Origin of the sequence: Alteromonas sp. P256 (assembly GCF_036864455.1) — a bacterium.
GTDB lineage: Bacteria > Pseudomonadota > Gammaproteobacteria > Enterobacterales > Alteromonadaceae > Alteromonas.
Window position 1 is genome coordinate 180,313 of sequence record NZ_JAZETM010000001.1, and the last position, 21,285, is coordinate 201,597.

The following is a 21,285-nucleotide window of genomic DNA, read 5'->3' on the forward strand; positions in this document are numbered from 1 at the left end:
CGGCTTTTATGCAGACCTATCTAACAAGTGCACCTGATTAGTTCATCTATAAAATGCTCATAAACAAGAAAGCCTCCATAAGGAGGCTTTCTTACTAAGCGGTGGTATTAACAATTAAATGTTTATACCACGGTTCTTCGCTTTTTCCTTGATGTAAGGTTCCCACGCCGCAGCATTTCGGCGTAGAGAGCGATCTTTCTTTGCTTCTTGAATGTGTCTGAAGGCTTCTCTATAGTTGCCTGCATAGAAATTCGCTTCCATAAGAGTGAAGTGAACTTTAGCAGGCTTCTCAATCCCTCTCTCCAACGCATTTTCAAGCGCAGAGATAGCTCCCTTATAATCTTCAGCTACTAATAGTAAAGTACCTTGCTTCTTATAAAGGTCAGGATCAGAACTCATTCTAGCAGCTCTGCCATAAATTGACGCCGCAGTTTCGAATTCTTTTGCAGAGTGATAAGCATTCGCTAGACTTGCCAGCATTTTCTCATCTTCTTCAAGCAAACCAGACTTCATAAACTCTTCCATCACTTTAGCACCGCGATATGGCATGCCGTTAGTTTGGTAAAGTTGAGAAAGTGCTTTAATTTCACTTTCTTTTTCTAGGTAGCCTTGAATATATGCAAGTTCGAACGTTGAAAGTGCTTTCTTATAATCTTCGACTGAAAGATAGAAGAAACCTAACTGACTCCACCAACGTGGCTCCTCAGGAAAATTGCGAACAAGCTCTTCTGCTACAGCAACTGTCTCAGGAAACATCTTGCGCTCGTAGTACGAAGTAAGCTTAAGTACATACGGGTTTTTGTTTGGCTCTTCGTATAAAGCAATCGCTTTATCCGCTGGCTCAATCATCTTATCTAATTGCTTAGATTCATAATAAGCCTGAGTTAAACGCGTATACACATCAGCATCTTCTTTACACGTGAAATCCATCCACGCGTTGTACCACTTAACCGCGTCAGTAAACTTTTCTTCCTGCATACTCAGGTCACCTAATAACTTAAGTGTTTGAGAATGCTCTAGGTCGTTAAGTACCTTCGGCTGTACAGAATCAGCAAGATACCCATAAGCCTTGGCACCTTTACCTTCTTGAGATGCAAGTAGGTTACCGATAAAGCGCTTTACATAAGACTTGTCGAAGTCATCAGACGGGTCAATATCATAAAGGATATTCAACGCTTCATCGACTTGGTCTTCGTTGTAAAACTCGAAAGCCTTCTGAACTTTCTTACCAGTACGCTCGCCAACTAGTGTTGTTTTGCCCTTTTCGTATCCAGGACAAACCACAGCAGATGTCTGCGCTAAGGCAGCAGACGATGTAAACATCGCCCCTGCACCAAGCACTAAAGCAACGGCTGACATTTTGAATGAACGTTTCATCATTATCATTGCTCCAGTTTGAAGTCTAGTTGGACAAACATGTTGGTTTGCTTAACAGCTTTGCCATCAACAATTTTAGGCTTGTATTTCCACTTGCGAAGAGCACGACGTGCTTCGCGGTCGAATACGCGCTTAGGTTCTGCTTCGATAACTTCGATATCGTCTACACCACCAACTTCGTTGATAGTGAAAGATAACCTAACCCAACCTTCACGACCATCTCTGGCTGCTTGCGGCGGATACTTAGGATCGATACGAACGATAGGCGTTGCTTCACCGTCACGCTGCATAGCACCAACACCACCGATGTTTACACCTACGCCGCCAGTGTCGATAGCAGGAATAGCTAAGCTAAACCCATCAGCATCTGGCTCCGCTGCTTCTGGCTCTACTTGCTCCATTTTAGGAGGCTGTGGAGGCGGAGGCGGCGGTGGAGGCGGAACACGTTGACGTGTTTGCGTCTGGTCGTCTGGTTCCTGCATCACAATATCGATTACGGGTGCAGGCGGCACTTCGTCTGCTGGCCTAGATGAGTTTTCAATCAGCTTGGCCATTAGAACGAATAGGGCAAATGCAACACCAGCACCTAATAATATAGATACAATTATACGTAACATCTTATCCCCTTGCCGCTACCGAGACTCGGTCAACGCCAGCGGCTTTGACCTGATCCATGATTTCAACTACTAAACCATGCTTCGCTTTAACATCAGCTTGAATGATTACATAGTCAGTTGGCTGCTCGGTAAGCAGTCTTTCTATATTCGCTCTTACGCTATCTGGCGCTACTTCACGTTTGTCTAACCAAACATTTCCATCTTCCGTTACGGCGATAAAGATGTTTGCGTTTTTGTGAAGAACCGCCTGACTCGCGTCTGGCTTGTTAACTTCAATCCCTGCTTCTTTAACGAAAACAGTGGTAACGATGAAGAATATAAGCATGATAAAGACAATGTCCAGCATAGGAGTCATGTCAATCTGTGCATCTTCTTCCTCGGTTCTGACTTTTCGAGGCATAATCTCTCTCTCTAATGATGTGGCAGGCTATCAACTAGCCCTTCTCTTGCCAGCTTCACTTTCGCTTCAAGACGTGAACTGATAAACAGCCCAGATAGCGCTGCTACCATTCCCGCCATTGTCGGGATTGTAGCCATTGAGATACCAGATGCCATTAAACGCGCATTACTAGTTCCTTGTGTGGCCATTGTCTCGAAAACGCTGATCATCCCGGTTACTGTTCCAAGTAGTCCGATTAGAGGACACATTGCAATAATCGTTCTTATGATAAGCATTCTTGCGGTTAAGTCGTCTGACGCTTGAGAAATCCACGCGTCACGGATTCTATGCGCATACCATGAAGTAGTATCTGCTCGTGCATCCCATTTAGCGATGATGTCTTTCTTCACCTTTGGAAAAACAGAGGTTAAATACCAATAACGCTCAATCATTAAAACCCACATGAGAAAGAGCGCGGCAGCGACGAAATACAGCACGTCACCGCCGGTAGCGATAAAGTCCCTGACCGATTCAGATAATCCAATCAGGTAATTCATATTACGCCTTCTCCGACTCTGAGTGAGCAGCTACGATACCCGCAGTTTGCTCATCAAGAATATGGATGATTGACTTGCTGCGAGAAGCTACAATGCTGTGAGTAAGAATTAACGGTAGTGCCGCAATAATACCCTGAGCTGTAGTTACAAGAGCCATTGAAATACTTCCTGCCATCATACGTGGGTCACCAGTACCGAATAATGTGATGGTTTGGAATGTCTCAATCATACCAAGTACTGTACCTAGTAGACCTAGTAGAGGAGCAATTGCTGCGAAGATCTTGATTACGTTGATACCGCTTTCGATACGTGGAAGTTCACGAAGGATAGCTTCATCAAGTTTAAGTTCTAAGTTTTCTGCGTCAGCGTTTTTGTTTTCGCCGTAGACTTTAAGGATACGACCAAGGGGGTTGCCTTCAGACGGATTGTTTACGTTTTTAAGCTGTGAGCGCATTTTGCCGCCGACAACTGTAAGCGTGATTAGCTTGTAAACACCGATAAGCAAACCGATAATTAGCATCACTGTAATTGTGTAACCTACCGGTCCACCAGCGTGATAGCGCTCAGACATCGTTGCTTTTTGCTTTAACAGACCAAGGATCGCACCTTGAGAAGGGTCAGCATAAAAAGGAACTAGGCCAGAAGTAGCAGATACTAAGTCATTTGCTGATGATACGAAGTGACCATCTGGCTGACGACCAAGAGGCTGTACAACTTCTGCTTCTGAATCGTATGCAAGGTAACCATCTGCACCGACAAGGTTAAACGTACCTACGCGTACGATTTCTTGTTGAGATGAACCGCCGTCTAAGTTTACAACTTCAGTAGTAAACTTAACAACTTCACCGCCTTCAGTCATTTCTTTCTGAAGTGCAAACCATAGGTCTTCTAGCTCTTGAATGTTAGGAAGACCTTTTGAATCTTCTGACATTGCAGCAAGGAACTCACCACGACCTGCGTATTGAGCACTTACAATTGACGTAGAAATACGACCAAATGCTTCTGATGACGCTTGACGTACAACACCAAACATTTCACCAAGAGTACCTGTAGCTTGGTCTAGTTCAGCCGCTTTTTCATTCAACGTAACTTCGTTGTCAGAAAATTGCTGTTGTAGACGATCGCCACGATCTTCTTCTGCTTTTAGTTCATTTTGTGCTTTTCTTAGAAGCGCTTGCTTGTCAGCACGAGCAGACTGAAACTCAGCCTCACGTTGCTTATCTAAGCGTGCTTCAGAAACACGGTTTTGCTGAACCTGGTCAAGCAGATCCTTAAGGCTCTTTGCTTCCTGAGCCTGTGCTCCGGTTGCCGCAACTGCAACTGTCACAGCGGCTAAAAGAGATTTGAATACTGGTTTCATTAACTATTACTCCGCTGCACTAATTGGTAGTTTGATGAGGTCTGCAGGAATTACGCCGTTAGCCATCTTAACTGCATCAACAACTGATGAAAGATATTCATCACCAAGTTTTTCCCATGCACGGCTCTCGTTGTTCCAAACCCAGGCGTGAGTTTGATCAAGAGATAGCGCAAGCAGTGCTGCACGTCCAAGGTTAAAGAAATCAACAGTTACTTCTGTACCTGCATCATCGATTGTACCTTGGTATGAATTGATCTTAGTACCGTATTCAACTTCTACTAGGTACGCTTCAAGCACCTGGCGGAACTGTTCTGATACAGTAACGTTAGAGTTTGCCATTAAGTCGCGAAGACGCTCAACGCGCTGAAGACGCTCGTCCAAGTGGATAGGACGATCTAGTTTGATAAACTTCTCTAAACTATCAATCATGCGGAACATAAGCGGAACGATGCCCTGCTTAGTTTCTTCAATGCTGTCAATTTGACGTTGCAATGAATTGATGCCGCGCTGCTGGTCAGCAACAAGGCTAGCTAGATAATCATTGTAGATTTTGAGGTTTTCTGTCTGGTCTACTGTTTGACGATACTCAACAAGTAGTTCTTGAGATTGTTCAAACAACGTGTTGATTTTTTCTTGCGATTTCGCTGCAGCCGCGTGAATTTTTGCTTCTTCTCTGTGAAGATCATCAAGGGTATCTGCAGAGACTGCGCTACCTGTTAGTGCGAATGCACCAATAACAGTAGAAGCAATAAGAGTTCTCTTGCTCATTTTGGACATAGTTCCCAACCAAATTTCTTATTTGAATCCTCGCCGATAGGAAAATATTCGGGCAAGGGGCGTATTAAATTTTTACAATGTTGTTTCAAATATGTAGTACATGAGGCGCTAACCAGCACTACGAACCTATTATACTCACACGGAATGTGAGGGTTAGTCAAGCAACACTATGTTTACACCACTGAAATGAGGCGTTGTCTGACTAAAAAACAAACGTTATGCCAACCTTGCATTTTGTGTACTGTTACTTTGTAAATAAACTCTGAGAATAAGCGCTCACCTCACTATCATCGCTTACCAAACCAGCCTGTTATTGAAAACCTTGGTTTTTTAGCAAACGGCGTTAGATACGTCACGCTATGAATATTTTCAACGGTAAACAGACTGAGCGTATTAAAGTTTGGGGTCCAACTTTCACTGGTAGAACCATCTTCATTAAAGAACTGAAGAAGTCCTCCCCAATCTGGATGCCATTCGGGAGATAGATTGAAAACATAAGCTAATTTACGTCCCTCAGCATCTACAACATCTTTATGGCGAGTGAGAAACTGTCCGGGTATAAAGCGCGTCACTTGCATACTGGCATAATTGAGTTCTCCAACGCCAGTGAGTTCGCTCATCGCGTTTAGAACATCCTCACCGTTTAAAGCCGTATAAAAGGACTTAATAAGTTCGTCAGACTCATCATCTGTAATGTATTTTCTTCCGTAGGAAAATCCATTTCCTTTTGCCGCGTTTTCCATCAATTTGAAGTAAGTCTGCTTTTTTTGCTCGTCTTTAAGCGCTTTCCACTCATCTGGCGACACAACAATATTTTGTCCATCTATCGCCATTGCATTATCAAATACAAATCGCTCACTCAGCGCTTGATATAAATGGGCAGCATTTTCAAATGGCAATATGTCGTTAACTCTTATTTTACCATTATCGGCGAAGGTCTTTTTAAATTTACTCAGGTCTATGTCATTGTTAAAAGGGGTATTCATTAGTTACTCGTCAAAGATTTGAAGTAGGTTAATTAGGATGAAACATCGAAGGCGACGGTCAGTCGTTTTTCTGATGAATGAAAAGGGATTGTCCCGTGCCAAAAGTAAGAAGGAAATATCACCAGCTTGCCTACTTTTGGCATGACTGAATATTCATGGGTTAAATATTGTGGCAATTCAAAGTTAGGTTTGCCGAACACAAGATGCCCCTCTTCATTGCTTTCATTAAGATGACTGGGTATGTCCACATAAAACACCGCACTCAAGTCGCCTTCTGGATGTACGTGATTGGTGTGGTACCCCTTGTTGCTTAAATTTACCGACCAGGCACCAACAAATTTTATGTCGTTAGACAACGCGGGGAGGTATGGATGAGGATTCGCGACTCTATCAATTTCGCTTGCATAATCTTTAACTGACTGTTCGCAAAATGCTTTTAAGCACACTATGAGCTCGTTGTCAGACTGAGAAAATATATTTCCCCTAGTTTGCGTTCCGCCGTTTAGTGTCTGTTGCAAAGGCGCTGATGTAGCAGTGTGTTGAGATGACAGATAGGTACTAAGCCTATTACAAAAGTCGGCGGCACCGTCAAGGGATATGGCATCGGGAAGTTCATAGGTTTTTACTAGGCTTTCATAGTGACAGTAACTTTGTCTGTGCGCGTTTTGGCCTGACAAACGCTCGGCAAGAGTCAGATAGGCTTTCGCCATCACTGCACTATCTTTTTTATTCGTGAGTTCAGGCATATACTCTCGAACAAACGGCGTATTGTTAGTTTGGATTGCATACTTTGCACATTGAAGCACGACCTTGTCTGACTTTATATCTCCTAGTGTGTCAAATAGCGTATCAAAAGCACCTGCAATATCATTTTCTAGATATTTTATTTCGGCATTAACCAGCGCAATGTCTTCGTCATTATCGTATAAATCGACATTGTCGTGTAAATCAACATTGTCTTTTGAAGGGCCCTTTCTAGCAGAAAAATATTTTGAAATCAGCAATTTTGCTTTTTCAGAGCTTCCCACACGTAAATAGCTTCTAATCAATTCTAAAATGATGTCTTTAGATATCGTATTGGCAGATATAGCGTTTTCATACAGCGCAATTGCAGAGCCAATTTCGCCTGATTCACTGTAAAGTGCGGCTAAATTTTTGTAGCTATCAATATAATAGGGGTTAAGAGATATCGCTTTTGAGTATGCGGCTATTGCGCTGTTGATATCATTGAGATCAGAAAAAGCATTACCCAAATTATGGTGCAACTGAAAAGAGTCGAGGCCCAGAGTTTGTGCTCGCTCAAGTAACGCAAGAGCGTCATTAGGCAACTCTAACCGTCTTTTGATTGTGGCTAAATTGTGAAGGGCTAATATATTGTTAGGGTCTTTATTGAGAACCTTGAGATAGATATCACATGCAGCAGTGAGCTCTCCCCTATCATCATAAAGCTGAGCCATCGCTATCATCAGACTGCTTGAGTCGTTCCAATAAGATAATTGTTGATGATAGTGCTCGGTAAGTTCGGTAGTACTACACACAAGGTGCTGCGCTTTAAGAAAGAGCTTTGATAGCTCTACTGACATTTTACAATGATTCGACAGTAGGCCAATAACGTCCTCGCCTTTACCTAACGACAACATGCATTTTGCATATTCTGTTAATATGCCCATATTTGTTGACACTGCATTATACGCTTTACGCAATAATGCCTCTGCTTGCTTAGGTTGCTGTGTGTCGTTGAGCAGTTTTCCATACAGAAAATTGACATTGATATCATTAGGGCTCTTTGCGAGCAAAGCCTGGTAGCTCTTTGCCGCAATATCTAATTTACCCTCTTGATGCAGGCTCAAGGTTTTTTGTAGGTCGTACATAGTTACTACACTTTTTTGAATCTTAGTTCCCATGCTACGGGAAGTTTACTGCTAGCCATATAAAAGGGCTTGGCTGTCCAAGACTGGCGGTCTTGATTAGAGATAGCAATAATATCGTCTACATCTTGCTTTGAAAGGGCAACGTCACATATAGCCGATACTCTTTGATACGCAAGCTGCAGTTGCTTATCCATACCCTCTATCCAATTCACAATATCACTCTTATTGTATTGCTTATAGTTTCCAAGCAATTGGTAAGCACCTTGAATAAAATGCAAAGCCCCCGCATTCCAATGCTGCTTGTTAGCCTCAAGGGTTGTGAAGTAAGCTGATATCGACGGCAACGCACTGTCTGGGTTCACAAATAAATCAGCTACCAATTGTCTTGCTTTTTCAACTGCCTTTAATTCATACAGCAACACAAGCGCATTTTTTTCAGCGGTATAACGGCTGTGAATGTGTCCATCCTGATAATGACAAAGCGCGACAAATTCTGCGTCTTTCTTTAGCTGCGACGGCAATTTGGCTAACGTTTCTTTACCCAAGTATTCAATTCCGAACTGGCTTACCACCGTGTCAAAGGTACCTATAACGTCGCTATGAAGCTGGTTAGATGAGTTTAGAATTGTGCGGGAGTGAGGAAAGGCTTCTGTAAAAAGCGCTAGCGCATGTTCACTGCAATCAAGCCCCGCGATATTGCTAAAGGGCAAGTGGGATACACTTTTGAATAACGCACCAGAACCACATGCTACATCGAGGATGTGCGAGTCTTTATCACTGCTGCTAAAGCAGTCTTCCCAAAAGACAACAAAATCCTTTATCGCTTTACCGTCAGCATCTGTAAACAACGCATCGGATTGAGGTGCGCTGGCACTGTTCCAATATTGGTTCCACTCTTCTTTTGAGTTCATTATCTACCTTTTACGTAAAAAAAAAGGTGGGCAATAATGCCCACCTTTTTGTCTAACAACTAAGCTTAGAAGCTAGCAGTAAAACCTACGAAGTAAGTTCTACCGAACACATCGTATGTTGCAGGGTAAGTGTTTGACTGCTCAGCATTACCACCAAAACGTGGAGCTTCACGGTCGAACAAGTTACGAATACCTGCATTCAAGCGATAGTTTTCGCCTAGGTGGTATGTACCAGAAAGGTCGAAGTAGCTGAATGAACCAGTGTCTTCTTGGAAGTATACTTCGGCTGCATCATCATCTTCAGTGGCACCGATAAAGCGCCATAATAATTGAGCGTCGAAGTCGTCCATGCCCCAGCTTACCGTCATACGGTGAACGTATTCTGGAGTAGGCTCGCCACACGTATTACCGAATGTACCAGCACAATCAACAATGTCAGAGCCAGCGAATGACTGGAATGAACTTTCAGTAGTGTATGTTGCTAAGTAATTAACACGCATGTTACCACCAGCTACTTCCGCAGCATAATCGGCAACAACGTCAAAACCAGTAAGCTTAATTGAACCTACGTTCTGGCTTAAGATTTCTACGAAATCAATTGAACCATCAGGGCGACGGTTTACCACGTCACAGAATGCTGAACCAACACCGCCTAGCTCATTCTCTGGGTCATAACACGTTTGTAGTACGTTGTTAGTACCACCACCAAAGCCGAATACTGCATCTTCAATTTCAATGTCGAAGTAATCGATTGATACGTTTAGGTCGTCCATTGGAGTAATAACTAAACCAAGTGACATAGTATCAGCAGATTCTTCTTGAAGGTTCGGGTTACCACCACTTACTTGGCGAGTCTGACCCGATACTGCGTCCAATGTAGGAGTAAATACTGCACCTGCTGGAACACCAGTGGCTGTACAAATTGCGCTAACAGCAGCAGATTGATCAGACGCTTGTGAAGAACATGGATCTTCAGCAGAAGGGAAGCCTTCGTTCTGAGGAGAGAACAATTCACCAATGTTTGGCGCACGTACTGCACGGTTGAAGCTTGAACGTACACGAACTACGTCATTGATTGTCCATGAACCAGCTACTTTAAACGCGTCTACTCCGCCCACTGTTGACCAGTCAGCGTAACGATAGGCTAGCTCTAAGTCGATAAGTTCAGCAAACTCAAGACCTTCTACAAGCGGCACGTATGCTTCGATGAAGTACTCGTTTACGTCAAACTCACCAGATACTGGAGCAGAACCGTTAAAGCCTGCAATTGTGCCGGCGGCTAAATCTTGAGACGGGTCAAAAGAGAAACTCTCTTCACGGCGTTCAAAACCAAATGCTAAACCAACTGGACCACCTGGAAGTTCAAAGAAATCCATGGTGTCGCCGCTGATGTTAAAGCCATACAGCTTTTGCTCGTACTCTGATGTAGAGTTAACACGTGTACGAAGAAAATCAGCTGCATCAGCAGAAATATTGCCTTCACCGAACAAGTTCATCGGTGCACAGCCTACAATTGACCCGTTCGCACCTGAGTCGGCACAGCTAGGGTTGCCGTTAGCATCTAGGATAACATCGCCATTATCGTCAGTCGCTAAAAGAAGCGCTTGGTCGAAACGACCGCGGTTTACGTTACCAAGTTGGATAGAGTTTTGGTTTACACGGCCAGTTTGGAAGTATGCGTCATACGTCCATGCTGAATCACCGAAAGAACCACGAAGTCCGCCAAGCATTGAGAACATAGTATTGTCGTCTTCAACAATACGTGGACCAACTTCTAGAAGACGACGACGTAAGAACGCAGTACCTTCATCAGCAATGCCGTCGCCATCAGTGTCAACGTCACCACCTACTGCGTCAGACAAAATCTGCTGTGCACTTGGGTCGATGAAAGGGTTGCCATCTAGTGTAAACGTAGACGTTTGGAAAATAGGCGTCGCAGCAAGCTGCTGTGGAACATCACTGTTTGCAAAGCTGCCGCGCATATAAAGCTCAGCAGTATCACTTACTTCAAAGTGACCCATTGCCGTAATATTATGACGTTGCTGCGGTAACTGAAGGTAGTTTACTGGTGCAAAGTTATAGAAGTCGTTTGTAGCGCCGCCTTGAACGAACGGACGAATCGTACCGTCTTGATTGAAGATTGCACCGCTATTAAATGATTCTGGTAAGCCAGCAGTAAAGATAGACGTTCCAGGAACACCTGATGAACCAAATGGTTCAAGGAAAAGGTTACCATTTTCATCTGTTGCATCGTCTAGCGCTATGCTAGAAATTGCACGCGAGTCGGCAAAAAGCGCTGAACGCTCAGTGTACTGCATGCTTACAACTACGTTACCACGGTCGTCTGCAAAGTTACCACCAAGCGTTAGTGAACCGTTCCAAATTTCAGCATCGCCTTCTTCAGTGGTTTCAAAACTCGTGTTGAAATCTACACCTTCAAAGTTTTTCTTAAGTGAGAAGTTAACAACACCAGCTACCGCGTCAGAACCGTATACCGCTGATGCACCACCAGTAAGAACTTCAACGTTCTCAATTAGTGCCGCTGGGATAGTGTTAATATCAACCGTACCACCTGAAGTACTAGGTACAGCGCGGATACCATCGATTAGAACCAATGTTCTGTTTGTACCTAGACCACGAAGGTCAACAGTAGCGATACCGCCACCTGGGTTGTTCGATGAACGATCAAGACCCGGGATAGTTTGCGGTAATGTGTTAAGAAGAGCTTCAGTGTTAACTGAGTTAGTTAGTTCGAACTGCTCGATACCAACTGTTGCTACTGGTGCGTTACTTACGAAGTCAACTTTACGGATACGCGAACCAACAACCTGAACTTTCTCTACACTCTTTTCATCAACTTGAGCGTCTTCTTGAGCGAAAACCGGTGCACTGATGCTTGCAGCAGCTGCAAAGCTAAGAGCACCCGCCAACTTTATAGAAGTGGCGATTTTAGATTTTTTAAACATGTATGTCTCCCTGGTCTACCTACTGTCTGAGGTAGTTATGAGTCGTTTAGAACGATTTATTATAGTCAAGGTGGAAACCTCAAGCCGGATAATACCCACAACACAAGCGAGCGGTCAACACACCACGCATTACGAAACAGGTAGAAAGTTCAATTTTTTTTCACTTATTTGCAAATTTTGTACAAATAAAGATACGAAATTTACAAAACCTCAAATTATTTAACATGTTACGTTTTTTGATTACATTTTAAAAAAAATTTCATTTTTAGCGATGCCGCTAGTCGTAATTGATCAATTTGTATTTTTTTTAACCGCAGAATTGCATTGAGAACGGCATTTAACAGAGGAATTAGAGTAAGCGGTGTGTATCGAAGAGAATGACCTGTTGTGAGATGCGTTTTACAATAGACACGTCATAAGCGGGACACTATTGGAATAAAAATTGGTACAAAAAAAAGCCTGCTTGCGCAGGCTTTTCAATTTAATTCTATAAAATAACGCTTTAGTTAGTAGGAGCTCTTAGAAGCTCATACGAACGCTAGCTGTTATTCTGCGGCCCACCAAGTCGTAAAGTGGGTTGAACGTGTAACCCGGAGGTACTTTATCAAACACGTTACGCATGTTTAGGAATACGCTAGTGTCGTCGTTCACGTTGTAACGAACGCCTAAATCATGAGTCCAAATTGAACCAACGAATGGAATATCCAAATCTTCAGTTGAACCTGCACCACCCAGTTCTTCAGGTGTAACGTCGAAGCGCGCTGCTCTTTCAAGGAAACGGCTTGACCAGTTGAAGTTCCAATCACCTACGTTGTAGTCAACGCTTGTGTTTAGCTGATCCCGTGAATCACCCACTTCGCCAGCTTCAGCATTCGCTTCATTTGGACGGTCTTGGAACGCGAACAGGTTAAGCTCAAGGTTTCTTGTACCAAACACGTTAAATCTAACTTCACCAGGAAGGTCTAAGCCAAAATCTGCTAAATCAGCAAGGTAGCGAACTTGGAAATCAACACCGCGTGACGTACGAGCACCTGCGTTGGCAAAACCAGACGTTACAAGGGCAACATCGTTAGTGGTAGGGTCACGTGTAATTTGTCCACAGAATGCTTCGTCTAAGCCGGCAGAACCATTAACACAAAGGTCTAGGATATCCTGCGGCTGGATAAACGTAATCGCATCCTCTACTTCAATGTCATAGTAATCTAATGTAACAGAGAAGTTCTCAAGGAACGTAGGTGTATACACAATACCGTAAGTAAAGCTTTTCGCTGTTTCAGAATCTAAGTTTGGGTTACCGCCAGAAATGATGTCAATACTTACGTTATCGTTTGCTTGGAAGCCTGCAGGAATACCCAAGGCAGCACAGTTTGCCGTTCTATCTGGATCTTCCGAAATGTTGTCGGCATCACACGGATCGTTGATATTAGCGAAACCTGGTGATTGAGGACTAAATGCCTCACTCACGTTAGGTGCTCGTACCGCTTCACCAATCTGTGCACGTACTCTAACGTCATCAAACGGTGCGTATACTAAACCAACCTGCCAAGCATCGGCAGTACCCGCATGAGAGTAATCAGCCGTTCTGAATGCAGCATCTATAGACAGCTCTTTCGCAAATTCCATGTCCGCTAAGATAGGAAGACGAACTTCCATAAAGAATTCATCGACATCAAAGCTACCTTCTTCATCTGGCGTCGCTGCGCCTAGGAAGAAACCTGCCTTTGTAAATTCATCAGTCGTTGTTTCAGACGTCTCAGTTCTGTTTTCATAACCAAATGCAACGCCAATCGCGCCACCTTGTAGCTCTAGGAACGCAGACGTGTCGAATGAGAATTGCGCCAAGAAGACTTCTTGCGAAATGCTGTCTTCACGCGTTACATTGCCAGAAATGAAATCTTTAGCCGCATCTGAACCCTGGTTGAAACCAAACGGATTAAATGGCGCACAGTTGTCGCCATTAACTAGTGCAGGATCTTCATAGTCTTCACCTTGCGCTGAAGGCACTTGGCTACGACAAGCTGCTAAGCCAGTTTCAGGGTCGATAACAGAATCAACCGCTGCTGCAAAGTTGGTTGGGATTAGGTCGTTAAGCGTACGACGAGTGTTGTCTGTTTGACCATAGTTATACGAAATATCGTAATCTAACATGGTGTCACCAACATCCACGAAGCCTTCAAAGCCAGTCACAACTCTAAACATAGAGCGGTCGTTAGATGCAGAACGGTTACCGATATCAGTGAAGAAACGCGCCGCGCTCACACTTGTTTGACCGCCGTCAAGAAGACGCCCTCTAGTGGCTGGATCAAGGAACGCATTGTCTTCAACATCAATAGTGATATTACCGAATCTGAACGATGGCTGAAATTGCTGCTCGATATCAGTATCAACATATTTAATATCGCCATATACACGAACATTGTCGTTTATATCGTATTTAAACGTTGATGCAACCGTTACACGGTCTTGCTTAGGCGTAAAGTTAACAAAGTCTTCACCAAAGAATACTGTGTCAAATCGCTCAGAGAAGTTACCGAATGCAAAGCTGTTTGTTAAATCACGAGAAACCTGGTCAACCGGTGAGCCATCTGGATTGAAGGTAATGCGAGGACCACCACCAAATGGGTTCAAAACGGTGAAGTTGTTAATAAACTCTGAACCTACAAAAGGTACTGTCAGTCTATCTGCAATTCCATCGTCTTCCGCTGTATCATCTGGATTAATGACCGTACCAAATGCTCTCGCTTGCTGTAGTTCCGGTTCGAGAACTTCTGAAATTCTTTGGTTTTCAACGAAGAAGGTAACGTTACCACGTCCGTCATCCGTATTTGCACCCGCGAGGAAGTTATAGCGGAAGCTTTCAACGCCAATACCGTTGGTATCTGTACTACCTTGGGCATTCACTTCGAAGCCTTCATAGTCATCACGCATCACAAGGTTGATAACCCCAGCGATTGCATCAGAACCATATACTGCCGATGCACCACCTGTTACTACTTCAACCGTTTTGATAAGTGATACTGGAACCGTACCGGTATCAACCGCAGATGAGCCAGGCGCACCAGCAACGTGGCGTTTACCGTTTACTAGAGTAAGAGTCCTATTCTCGCCTAAATTTCTCAAGTCTGGAGAACTTAAGCCTGCATTCGCGTTGCTGTTGTTATTTCCGATAAGTGTTGAGCCTGCACCTATTGCTGGTAGCTCTGCCAATATACTACCCAAATCTGGAGTATCGAAACGGGCAAGTTGCTCTGCGCCAATTGACACGATAGGGGCTGGAGTAGAAAGTTCGGCACGGGCGATACGTGAGCCTGTTACCGAGATTTTCTCAACTGCTTCTTCAGCAGCTTTGTCATTCGTTGCTTCTTGTGCCATGGCAAGGTTGCTTGCAGATACTGCGAGTGCAGAACCCAATACGCAAGCTAACTTGACTGACGTAGCCAACTTAGAATTTTTAAACATGTAAGTCTCCCTGGACCTATTACTTTATTTGTGTGTTTTTTATTTCGTTTTTACGAACTTTTTATGATCGGGCTTAGCCCTGTGCTTTACTAAATACAAAAAAAGGTCGGGGGTCAATACATGCAGTAACAAGTGTAAGCTGAAAAGTTCAATTTATTTTTTAACAAAGCTAGAAAACGTAAAGCCTAGAGTACACAAAGTGTACTCATTACATTTTTTTCAGGTTTCTGTGTAGATTTAATACAATGTACATATTTCATACAGCAGCATTTCGGCTTTTCGTACTTTGACGACACGTTTTGTTATTTTTGCGTCTATTTTACTTATTTTTGCTGGCACTCTCCTTTTTACTCACTCAAGTAAAAACCGAGTTTACGTTTGATGGCATCAGGTAGCTCTGGCAGTTCATCCTTGGGCAAAAGGAATGTCGCCATGTTGAAGAAGTCGAGGAAAATGCGATTTGATTCGGTAGTCCGCTTTAAGTAGTGATGTCCCGATGAGCCCCCTGTTCCAATTTTTGTGCCGAGCATTCGCTGTACCATCATGGCATGGCGATAACGCCAAATAGTTAATTGCTCATCAATTTCAGTCAGTGCAGTGATAAGCTGAAATGGAAGATTAAAAACGGGCTCTTCTGAATACTGCTTTATAAATAGTGCAGACAATAACGCCTCGTGACTCAACCTAAACTTATCTTCTTTGCGAAGCGCTTCAAATTTTGCGTGATCAAAAAGCGCATCAAAGTTTTCCTTAGTCGACTGCCAGTCTTTTAACTCTTGGCGCTTATCTGTTGTCGACAGCGTATCGTTGGTTGATATCGTCTCATGGTCGTCGCTTAGCATTTCATCGGTGGCTTGTTTGTAATAATGCCAAAAGTCAAAGTCATCTGTTTTTAGCAGCGGCATTCTCGATAGCCATTTATCGACAAGGTCAAATAAACTTGGCTTCGCTTCTAAGCCTTCTAACAATGCTCTGTCATCGTCGCTTAACCGGCTATAAAAACTTTGCTTATCAAAATCCACCCGAAACTCACGCTTTAATCCCAGCGATATTTCTAAACGCTTAAACTGGATGCTTTGAAAGCCAGACGCAGGTACAAGATAATCTCTGAATGACAGGAACTGCTGTGGTGTCATAGTTTCCATTACAGCAATTTGATCGTTCATTAATCGCTGTATGGTTATGACTCGCTGAAGACGGTGGACAACTTGTGTGAGCTGTTGGTCTTTTACTACCTTTTGATTAAAGGTATCTATGGTTGCGTTTAATTCGTGCAATATTTGTTTAAACCAGAGTTCGTAAACTTGGTGCACTATGATAAACAGCATCTCTTCATGGGCCGCATCTGAATATTTCGCACTTTGGAGTTTTTGTGCACCAAGAATTTTATCCAGCTGTAAATAGTCACCGTAGTAGCAGGGTTCGATATTCTTTTTCATCGTGTTCTTCTCTGTAATTGCTTTTTTTAGTTATTTTGCGTGTTTTTGACTGCTTTTGAGATAGTTAAAGGTTCGAGATTCAGTCTCACCTACTCGACTTATATAGAATACAGGCTATACCTTTATAGTGACAGAGCACTCCCTATTCAGTAAGTTAAGGGCGTATAAAATACTGTTCAATTTTTAAAAGAAGTATCGCCTGTAACCGTCGATACTCACTGTGTTTGAGGTAAGTAAAATGAAACTCGATGATGATATTCATAACTATTACGAGCATTTGGTGTTAGAGCGAATTGCGAAGCTTGGCCTTGATAAGACCAAAACAGCGGATTATTTGGCCGACTTATGCTGCTTAGCGTTAAACCAAGTACCGCCGCGATATATCCGCTTTGAAGTAGACATGGCATTTTATCTACCTCAAAGCGAACGTAGACAAATGGAAATGAACGTAGAATATGCAATCAGCAAGGCGCTGCGTTTTTTGAACGATGCTGAAAAGAATGAAAAGCCACATGGGGCAGACTCAGAAGATACTGAATCTAAGAATATAGAAACGGAAGCTTCTTTAAATTTAGCGGCTGAAGACTTAAAAAACGATTAGCTTAGTTCTATCGTCGTAATCGTGAACGCTTTGTCAAGTGCGCTTACATTGAGCGAGCTTGCATTAGATGGTGAAACAAAGAATGTGGATTCAAAAGAGCTTAGAACAAGAAAATTGACAGTGACATATTGGAGGAGGTTTGGGTGGCGGGCCTCCAGCCACATCCCGGCACATGAGTCGTCTGCTGCGGCTGCTCCCTTCCAGGCCTGACCGAGTTCACAGAGTATCATTGCGGGAGGACCAAAAGCCCACCATAGAAAACTGCAATTAGAAAGTAGCTAGCGCCCTCCTCATTGCGGGGCGCATTATGACTATTTGAATGCTAAGTTTCAAGCCTTATTAGAAAATCTCTCTTCAGCTATCACATTAGCAATACGGTTAGTCGCCGTATTTTCCTTTTCCGCGCGCTCATATATTTCTTTAAGCGTGTCGCCGATTTGCTCAATGTGAGCACGCAATGCTTCATTTGAGCTCGATGCCATGCGCTGATGGAAGATGTCGATAACACCGCCGGCATTAATAACGTAATCAGGTGCGTAAAGAATGCCACGCTTGCTTAGCAACTCGCCCATTTCTTCTCGTGCAAGCTGGTTATTTGCCGCGCCCGCAATGACTTTCGCTTTTATATCTGGCAGCGTTTGATCGTTAATTGCAGCGCCTAATGCACATGGTGCGAGCACGTCTACGTCTAAACTTAGAATATCTTCTGGCGCTACTACGGTTGCGCCAAATTCTTTTTGCGCTTTTTCTATGCCTTCAGGGAAGATATCTGCAACATAAAGCTTTGCGCCCTGTTCATGTAAATGCTTAGCCAGTCTGTAGCCAACATGCCCCATGCCTTGAATAGCCACTGAAACACCATCTAGGCTGCGCTTTAATCCAAACTCAACAGACGCCTTTAAGCCAACGTATACGCCATAGGCTGTAGAAGGGGCTGGGTTGCCATTTGGTACTTCACCTGCATAGTGATATTTCGCGCTGACACCAGCAATATAGTCAGACTCTTCAGCCATTGTTTGTAAGTCAGTTACAGCAATACCAGAATCTTCTGCGGTGAAATACTTACCACCTAGAGAATCTACAAATTTACCCATTGCCTTCATCATTTCTGGTGTTTTTGCTTTTCTAGGATCGCCAATAATGACTGACTTGCCGCCGCCCAACTCTAAATTGGCAAGCGCTGCTTTATATGTCATCCCCTTTGATAATCGAAGCACATCCGTAAGTGCTTCACTACTGTTCACGTATGGCCACATGCGGCAACCTCCGAGTGCAGGTCCAAGATTGGTATTGTGCACTGCAATAATGGCACTAAGGCCCGCTTTTTCGTCGTGATAAAAAGCCACGTGCTCGTGATTATCAAATTCTGAATGATCGAAGACTGACATACGTTCCCTATTTTTATTTGCTGTTTAATTCGACTAGTCTAGCTGAATACGCTGAGGACAAGCGTTGCGAGTTTCTCATGTGGTTTTTACAAACCGAAACGGAAAAGAAATGAACACTATTTTACTAGGACAGCTATCCTATAATTTTTTTTACTATATAATGAACATCATAAAAACGATGGACATAACTCTTATGAAATTAGATAAATTTGACCGTGAGATTTTACGCGTCCTACAGCAAGATGCCACCGTCTCTATGGCTGATTTAAGCCAGCAAGTCGGGCTCTCTCATACTCCGTGCTGGCGACGTGTGAAGCGAATGGAAGCAGATGGTATTATCCTAGGAAAAGTGACCTTGCTAAATAGCAAAAAACTTAACCTTGGTGTGTCTGTTTTTATCTATGTTACCCTTAAAAATCACGATGGTGACTCACTGACAGATTTTGAAACGGCAGTGCAGAATATTGATGAAATCGTGGAGTGTCATACTACGAGCGGCGAGAAGGATTATTTGCTTAAAGTCATTGTAGAAAGTATCGAAGAATATGAGTTTTTATTAAAAACAAAACTGACACATTTACCGTTAGTTGACCACCTCAGTTCTACATTTGCACTTAAGCAAGTGAAAAACACCACCGAGCTTCCTATCAAGCGTCAGTAGATACAAAAAGGGGCGGTAAAAACCGCCCCTTTTTTAGCTATAAATCAAACCCAAAGCTTCTTCTATACCAAACGTTAACTAGCATCGATTTGATTTTCTGGCTTAGCCTTTTCAAAAGCTTCAAGGGCATTGCAGTTGTCCGCGATTTTGCTAATCAGAGGATATTGGTCCATATCAATATTAAAGCGCTTCGCATTGTAAACTTGAGGCACTAAACATATGTCGGCCATGGTTACGTCAAAATCAAAGCAATACTTACCTGACTGAGTTTGCAGTCGTTTTTCAATAGCATTGAAACCCAATGTTATCCAATGGGCTGCCCATACAGACACATCATCTTGGCTGGCATTAAACGTACCTTTTAATGCATTTAACACACGAAGGTTTCCCACAGGCTGAATGTCACAAGCAATGTCCTGGGCAAGTGCCCTTACTCGCGCACGCTCTGTTTTATGCTCTGGAATTAAACGAAAGTCGCTCTCATAGCGTTCATCGAGATACTCTATGATGGCTAACGATTGATTCAAGATAATGTCTTCATCTTCATCCACGAATGTAGGAACAAGATGAGCCGGGTTTAGGCGGGCGTAATCCATACTGTGCTGTTCACCGCCATTGGCCACTAAATGAACCGGTACATATTCGTAGTCCACACCTTTTAAATTAAGCGCGATACGCACGCGATAGGTAGCAGTAGATCGCCAGTAACCGTGAAGCTTAATACTCATCTTATTGTTCCTCTACACATGTTAACGATTGATAGATTTAGCGCAAAGGCTTAACTTGCTGCTCGATAGCACCAAAAATACTGACGCCACTTTCATCAAGCATTTCCATGCGAATACGATCGCCAAACTGCATAAACGGTGTGGCTGGCTTGCCATCTCGTATTGTCTCAATCATTCTCACCTCAGCAATACAGGAATAACCGACGCCGCCTTCGCTGATTGCTGAGCCGTGCTCGGTGCCTTGCTTATTCGATACAGTTCCCGAGCCTATGATGGCCCCTGCACCTAAGTTACGGCTTTTAGCGGCGTGGGCAACAAGCTGACCAAAATCAAAAGTCATGTCTTGCCCTGCTTCAGGCTTACCGAACAGCTCACCGTTGTAAGTCGAGCGCAACGGCAGATGTACTTTGTTATCTTGCCACGCATCACCGAGTTCATCAGGCGTAACCGCTACGGGTGAAAAGCTAGAGGCTGGTTTGGATTGGAAAAAGCCAAACCCTTTGGCTAACTCACCTGGAATTAGGCCGCGAAGTGAAACGTCGTTTACCAGCATGATTAACCGAATGCGCTCAGCGCCTTGCTCTGGTGTGCATGCCATAGGCACGTCGTCGGTAACCACGGCAACCTCGCCTTCAAAGTCGATTCCCCAGTCATCGCTAGGCAAAATGATATCGTCATTTGGCCCAATGAAATCATCAGAGCCACCTTGGTACATCAGTGGATCGGTCCAGAAGCTCTCTGGCATCTCAGCACCCCGTGCTTTTCTCACCAGCTCAACATGATTGACATAAGCACTGCCGTCTGCCCATTGAAACGCTCTAGGCAAGGGAGACTCACAGCGAGTTGAATCGAATTGCACGCTGTCACCATCATTATTATTTAACTGTTCATATCGGCTTTGTAGCTGCGGCGCAACTTCTTGCCAATTATCGAGGGCATATTGCATTGTTGGCGCTATATCTAACACTTCACACGCTCTAGACAAATCTCGTGATACCAACATAAGGATCCCATCGCGGGTTTCATTTTTGTATGTAGCAAGCTTCATTCTTTTTTCCTCGATAAGCACTAAGTAAATTAGGGCACGTTTGCTTTAGTATAAGCACAGTTATGCCATTACATGTAGGGGAAAGAGAAGTGCGCACCGCCACAAGTTTTAATAAGCTGTAAGAAAGGATGTACGGGGAGTAAGGAAGAATTGCTGGCAA

16 protein-coding genes, 1 other RNA gene and 1 pseudogene are annotated in these 21,285 nt (G+C 43.6%); 2 read left to right on the forward strand and 16 right to left on the reverse strand.

The annotated features are described in order from the left end of the window. Positions 1-114 precede the first annotated feature (114 nt). The 12 genes from V7R39_RS00765 to V7R39_RS00820 form a co-directional block, all read right to left on the reverse strand. Positions 115-1,380: a tetratricopeptide repeat protein gene (locus V7R39_RS00765; protein WP_334027216.1), complete on the reverse strand. Its 1,266-nt coding sequence runs from the start codon at positions 1,378-1,380 to the stop codon at positions 115-117. Between the two features lie 2 nt (positions 1,381-1,382). Further along, complete coding sequence (locus V7R39_RS00770; protein ID WP_032094466.1) at positions 1,383-1,994, reverse strand: energy transducer TonB; 612 nt, start codon at positions 1,992-1,994, stop codon at positions 1,383-1,385. Between the two features lies 1 nt (position 1,995). Continuing rightward, positions 1,996-2,394, reverse strand: coding sequence for an ExbD/TolR family protein (locus tag V7R39_RS00775; protein WP_163105330.1), 399 nt, complete (start codon positions 2,392-2,394; stop codon positions 1,996-1,998). 11 nt (positions 2,395-2,405) lie between these two features. Beyond that, positions 2,406-2,930: a MotA/TolQ/ExbB proton channel family protein gene (locus V7R39_RS00780; RefSeq protein WP_334027221.1), complete on the reverse strand. Its 525-nt coding sequence runs from the start codon at positions 2,928-2,930 to the stop codon at positions 2,406-2,408. Between the two features lies 1 nt (position 2,931). Beyond that, on the reverse strand, positions 2,932-4,290 hold the full coding sequence (locus tag V7R39_RS00785) for a MotA/TolQ/ExbB proton channel family protein (RefSeq protein WP_334027223.1): 1,359 nt from the start codon (positions 4,288-4,290) through the stop codon (positions 2,932-2,934). Between the two features lie 6 nt (positions 4,291-4,296). Then, positions 4,297-5,058, reverse strand: a complete 762-nt coding sequence (locus V7R39_RS00790; RefSeq protein WP_334027225.1) for a DUF3450 domain-containing protein — start codon at positions 5,056-5,058, stop codon at positions 4,297-4,299. A 296-nt stretch (positions 5,059-5,354) separates the two neighbouring features. Next, positions 5,355-6,053 (reverse strand): 2OG-Fe(II) oxygenase, encoded by a 699-nt coding sequence (locus tag V7R39_RS00795; RefSeq protein ID WP_287010119.1) that lies wholly within the window; start codon positions 6,051-6,053, stop codon positions 5,355-5,357. A 32-nt stretch (positions 6,054-6,085) separates the two neighbouring features. Then, positions 6,086-7,924, reverse strand: a complete 1,839-nt coding sequence (locus V7R39_RS00800) for a putative 2OG-Fe(II) oxygenase (protein ID WP_334027229.1) — start codon at positions 7,922-7,924, stop codon at positions 6,086-6,088. 5 nt (positions 7,925-7,929) lie between these two features. Next, positions 7,930-8,835: a class I SAM-dependent methyltransferase gene (locus tag V7R39_RS00805; protein WP_334027231.1), complete on the reverse strand. Its 906-nt coding sequence runs from the start codon at positions 8,833-8,835 to the stop codon at positions 7,930-7,932. Between the two features lie 65 nt (positions 8,836-8,900). Further along, positions 8,901-11,801 carry a TonB-dependent receptor domain-containing protein gene (locus tag V7R39_RS00810; protein WP_334027233.1) on the reverse strand — a complete coding sequence of 967 codons (2,901 nt, stop codon included), beginning with the start codon at positions 11,799-11,801 and terminating at the stop codon, positions 8,901-8,903. A 519-nt stretch (positions 11,802-12,320) separates the two neighbouring features. Beyond that, a complete protein-coding gene (locus V7R39_RS00815) occupies positions 12,321-15,260 on the reverse strand; it encodes a TonB-dependent receptor domain-containing protein (protein WP_334027235.1) in 2,940 nt (979 codons plus the stop codon). A 347-nt stretch (positions 15,261-15,607) separates the two neighbouring features. Continuing rightward, entirely contained in the window at positions 15,608-16,699 is a 1,092-nt protein-coding gene (locus tag V7R39_RS00820) for a tryptophan 2,3-dioxygenase family protein (protein ID WP_334027237.1), read from the reverse strand. Between the two features lie 238 nt (positions 16,700-16,937). Here V7R39_RS00820 and V7R39_RS00825 point away from each other — a divergent pair. Beyond that, positions 16,938-17,207, forward strand: a pseudogene (locus V7R39_RS00825) (late competence development ComFB family protein); the annotation flags it as partial. Between the two features lie 242 nt (positions 17,208-17,449). Here V7R39_RS00825 and ffs read toward each other — a convergent pair. Together ffs and V7R39_RS00835 are read right to left on the reverse strand one after the other, a co-directional pair. Further along, an RNA gene (ffs, locus tag V7R39_RS00830) (signal recognition particle sRNA small type) lies at positions 17,450-17,546 on the reverse strand. A gap of 83 nt (positions 17,547-17,629) precedes the next feature. After that, positions 17,630-18,688, reverse strand: coding sequence for a Glu/Leu/Phe/Val dehydrogenase dimerization domain-containing protein (locus V7R39_RS00835; RefSeq protein ID WP_334027239.1), 1,059 nt, complete (start codon positions 18,686-18,688; stop codon positions 17,630-17,632). 193 nt (positions 18,689-18,881) lie between these two features. Here V7R39_RS00835 and V7R39_RS00840 point away from each other — a divergent pair, with 193 nt between their 5' ends. Then, positions 18,882-19,349 (forward strand): Lrp/AsnC family transcriptional regulator, encoded by a 468-nt coding sequence (locus tag V7R39_RS00840; RefSeq protein WP_032094572.1) that lies wholly within the window; start codon positions 18,882-18,884, stop codon positions 19,347-19,349. A gap of 74 nt (positions 19,350-19,423) precedes the next feature. Here V7R39_RS00840 and maiA read toward each other — a convergent pair whose 3' ends face one another. Both maiA and V7R39_RS00850 read right to left on the reverse strand, forming a co-directional pair. After that, positions 19,424-20,077 carry a maleylacetoacetate isomerase gene (gene maiA / locus V7R39_RS00845; protein ID WP_334027242.1) on the reverse strand — a complete coding sequence of 218 codons (654 nt, stop codon included), beginning with the start codon at positions 20,075-20,077 and terminating at the stop codon, positions 19,424-19,426. A gap of 37 nt (positions 20,078-20,114) precedes the next feature. Beyond that, entirely contained in the window at positions 20,115-21,125 is a 1,011-nt protein-coding gene (locus tag V7R39_RS00850; protein WP_334027243.1) for a fumarylacetoacetate hydrolase family protein, read from the reverse strand. Positions 21,126-21,285: the final 160 nt, after the last annotated feature.

Bases quoted from the DNA above. Each gene is read 5' to 3' on its own strand.
- V7R39_RS00765 (WP_334027216.1), bottom strand. From the start codon at position 1,380: ATGATGAAACGTTCATTCAAAATGTCAGCCGTTGCTTTAGTGCTTGGT.
- V7R39_RS00770 (WP_032094466.1), bottom strand. From the start codon at position 1,994: ATGTTACGTATAATTGTATCTATATTATTAGGTGCTGGTGTTGCATTT.
- V7R39_RS00775 (WP_163105330.1), bottom strand. From the start codon at position 2,394: ATGCCTCGAAAAGTCAGAACCGAGGAAGAAGATGCACAGATTGACATG.
- V7R39_RS00780 (WP_334027221.1), bottom strand. From the start codon at position 2,930: ATGAATTACCTGATTGGATTATCTGAATCGGTCAGGGACTTTATCGCT.
- V7R39_RS00785 (WP_334027223.1), bottom strand. From the start codon at position 4,290: ATGAAACCAGTATTCAAATCTCTTTTAGCCGCTGTGACAGTTGCAGTT.
- V7R39_RS00790 (WP_334027225.1), bottom strand. From the start codon at position 5,058: ATGAGCAAGAGAACTCTTATTGCTTCTACTGTTATTGGTGCATTCGCA.
- V7R39_RS00795 (WP_287010119.1), bottom strand. From the start codon at position 6,053: ATGAATACCCCTTTTAACAATGACATAGACCTGAGTAAATTTAAAAAG.
- V7R39_RS00800 (WP_334027229.1), bottom strand. From the start codon at position 7,924: ATGTACGACCTACAAAAAACCTTGAGCCTGCATCAAGAGGGTAAATTA.
- V7R39_RS00805 (WP_334027231.1), bottom strand. From the start codon at position 8,835: ATGAACTCAAAAGAAGAGTGGAACCAATATTGGAACAGTGCCAGCGCA.
- V7R39_RS00810 (WP_334027233.1), bottom strand. From the start codon at position 11,801: ATGTTTAAAAAATCTAAAATCGCCACTTCTATAAAGTTGGCGGGTGCT.
- V7R39_RS00815 (WP_334027235.1), bottom strand. From the start codon at position 15,260: ATGTTTAAAAATTCTAAGTTGGCTACGTCAGTCAAGTTAGCTTGCGTA.
- V7R39_RS00820 (WP_334027237.1), bottom strand. From the start codon at position 16,699: ATGAAAAAGAATATCGAACCCTGCTACTACGGTGACTATTTACAGCTG.
- V7R39_RS00835 (WP_334027239.1), bottom strand. From the start codon at position 18,688: ATGTCAGTCTTCGATCATTCAGAATTTGATAATCACGAGCACGTGGCT.
- V7R39_RS00840 (WP_032094572.1), top strand. From the start codon at position 18,882: ATGAAATTAGATAAATTTGACCGTGAGATTTTACGCGTCCTACAGCAA.
- maiA (WP_334027242.1), bottom strand. From the start codon at position 20,077: ATGAGTATTAAGCTTCACGGTTACTGGCGATCTACTGCTACCTATCGC.
- V7R39_RS00850 (WP_334027243.1), bottom strand. From the start codon at position 21,125: ATGAAGCTTGCTACATACAAAAATGAAACCCGCGATGGGATCCTTATG.